The organism is Streptomyces sp. HSW2009, assembly GCF_040240285.1.
GTDB lineage: Bacteria > Actinomycetota > Actinomycetes > Streptomycetales > Streptomycetaceae > Streptomyces.
In genome coordinates this window covers 1-2,843 of the sequence record NZ_JBEHZD010000781.1, presented here as the reverse complement: position 1 = coordinate 2,843, position 2,843 = coordinate 1, and the positions used below count along the sequence as shown (strand labels likewise).

The following is a 2,843-nucleotide window of genomic DNA, read 5'->3' as shown; positions in this document are numbered from 1 at the left end:
CCCCCCCCCCCCCCCCCCCCCCCCCCCCCCCCCCCCCCCCCCCCCCCCCCCCCCCCCCCCCCCCCCCCCCCCGCGCCTGCGCGCCTCGGCGCCCTTGCGCACACCGGCCCCGGCCACTCAGCCTGGTCGGGCGTCCGCCATCCGCCGCTGCGCCACCGCGCGCGCCCCCGCACGACACCGCCGGACCGGCTCGCGGCCCGGTCGGCATCCAAGCCCGCACCCCACACACCCTCGCCCCCGTACGCGCCCGTGTTCGCTGCACCCGCGCCCGCCCTTGCCGGCGCCGGCGGCCCGTACAACTGGGCCGTCCGGCCGATCCGAGCCCGTCGGCACCTGTCCGCGCCCGTCCGCCCCGCCGCCGTCCCGCGGCGCATCGGGACGTCCCGCGCGCCGGGCCTGCCCGCACGCTCCACGCGCGCGTGCCCGCGCCACCCGGCCCACCCGGTCCCAGCCCCTCCCCCACACCTCGCGGCATCGCCCGTACGGCCGCACTCCCCTCAGGCTCCGGGGCCGACGTGCCAGCCGACGCCCCCACCACCGCGCTAGCCACGTCACCCCCGTGCCGCCCTGCACGCTCGCGCGCGTGCCCGCGCCGACCACCCCCGCGACCCACCTCAGCCGCCCCCGCGCCCCCGGTCACCCCCGCGCCCCTGGCCGCACCGTGCGACTCACCCGCACACCCCCAAACGCCGTCCCTCCTTAGCGACACGTCTACCAACACGTCACCTTGTCGCCCCGCCAGGGCGGTAGGGAGCCATGATTGAGCCCGGCAGTTGAGTGAGGAGAAGGATGAGTCACTCCGAAGCGACTCCGCACCCCTACTACGAGGACGTCTCGCCCGGCAGCGGCGCCCTGCCGCCCCGTGCGCACCCGGCGGCGTCCGACGCCAGCCGGCTCGATCTCAGCGGGACCTGGCACTTTCGCCTGTCACCCGGGGCCCTGACCGATGCGCGCCCGGACTTCGTCGACCCCGACTTCGACGCCAGCGGCTGGGACACCCTGCCGGTCCCCGGCCACTGGGGGCTGCACGGACTGCACCGGGGCGCGGGCAGCGGGCCCTACCCGCCGCCGATCTACACCAACACCGGCTACCCCTTCCCGGTGGACCCGCCCCGGGTGCCGGCCGAGCACAACCCCACCGGTGACCACCGGCTGGTCTTCGACCTGCCCGCCGACTGGCCGGCGGCCGGCGAGGCGGTCCTGCGCTTCGATGGCGTGGAGTCCTACGCCCGCGTCTGGCTCAACGGCCGCGAACTCGGCGGCTTCCAGGGCAGCCGGCTGCCGCACGAGTTCGCCGTCGGCGCGCCCACGGACCTGGTGCCGGGCGAGCTGGCCGCCGCCGGTCTGCGCCGCCGGGGCAACGTGCTCGCGGTCCGGGTCCACCAGTGGTCGGCCGGCAGCTACCTGGAGGACCAGGACCAGTGGTGGCTGCCCGGCATCTTCCGCGAGGTGACGCTCGTGCACCGACCGGCAGGCAGCGTGCTCGACCACTTCGTGCACGCCTCGTACGACCACCGGGACGGCCGGGGCACGCTGCGCGTGGACAGCACGCCCGGCGGCCGGGTGACCGTGCCCGAACTCGGTCTCGACCTGGCCAGCGGTCAGAGCGCGACGGTGCCCGTGGAGCCGTGGTCGGCGGAGGCCCCGCGGCTGTACGCGGGCGAGTTGGTCACCGCGGGCGAGCGGGTGCCGCTGCGCATCGGGTTCCGCACCGTGGCCGTCGATGACGGGTTGCTCAAGGTCAACGGCCAGCGAGTGCTGTTCCGCGGCGTCAACCGGCACGAGTTCCACCCGGAGACGGGCCGCACCCTGGACCGGGCGACGATGCTGCGCGACGTGCTGCTGATGAAGCAGCACAACGTCAACGCCGTCCGCACCAGCCACTACCCGCCGCACCCCGCCTTCCTCGATCTGTGCGACGAGTACGGCCTGTGGGTCATCGACGAGTGCGACCTGGAGACGCACGGCTTCCACGCCGTGGCCTGGCGGCGCAACCCGGTCGCTGACGAGCGCTGGACGCCGGCCCTGCTCGACCGGGCGGCGCGCATGGTCGAGCGGGACAAGAACCACCCGGCGGTCATCATGTGGTCGCTGGGCAACGAGTGCGGCACCGGGGCCGGCCTGACCGCGATGGCCGCCGCGATCCGCGACCGCGACCCGGACCGCCCGCTGCACTACGAGGGCGACCGGAGCTGCGCGGACGTGGACGTCTACTCCCGGATGTACGCCCCGCACGCGGAGGTCGAGGAGATCGGCCGGCGCGCCGAGCCGCCGCTCGATGACCCCGCGCTGGACGCGCGCCGCCGGGCGATGCCGTTCATCCTGTGCGAGTACGCGCACGCGATGGGCAACGGCCCGGGCGGGCTCAGCGAGTACCAGCGCCTCTTCGAGCGGTACGAGCGCTGCCAGGGCGGCTTCGTCTGGGAGTGGATCGACCACGGGATCGCACGCCGGGCCGCCGACGGCTCCCGGTACTTCGCGTACGGCGGGGACTTCGGCGAGGAGCTGCACGACGGGAACTTCGTCTGCGACGGCCTGCTCTTCCCCGACCGCACGCCGTCGCCCGGGCTGGTCGAGTTCAAGAAGGTGGTCGAGCCGGTCCGCATCGAGCCCATCGGCGGCCCCGGCACCGACCCCGCGGGCAGTGGGCCCGCCGCCCCCGTCTCCGGGCTGCGGATCACCAACCTGTACGACGTCGTGGACCTCGCGCACCTGCGGTTCCGCTGGTCCTACGAGGTGGCCGGGGAGGCGGTGGCACAGGGCGAACTGGCGGTGCCGCCGCTCGCCCCCGGCGCCGCGGCCGCCCACAACCAGCCGCAGGCCGCGCGCCCCCCCCCCCCCCC

1 protein-coding gene is annotated in these 2,843 nt (G+C 76.0%); it reads left to right on the top strand.

The annotated features are described in order from the left end of the window. Positions 1 to 789: 789 nt before the first annotated feature. Positions 790 to 2,843 (top strand): glycoside hydrolase family 2 TIM barrel-domain containing protein (locus tag AAHZ94_RS32080; RefSeq protein ID WP_349997227.1); only part of this gene is annotated, 2,054 nt, incomplete at its 3' end.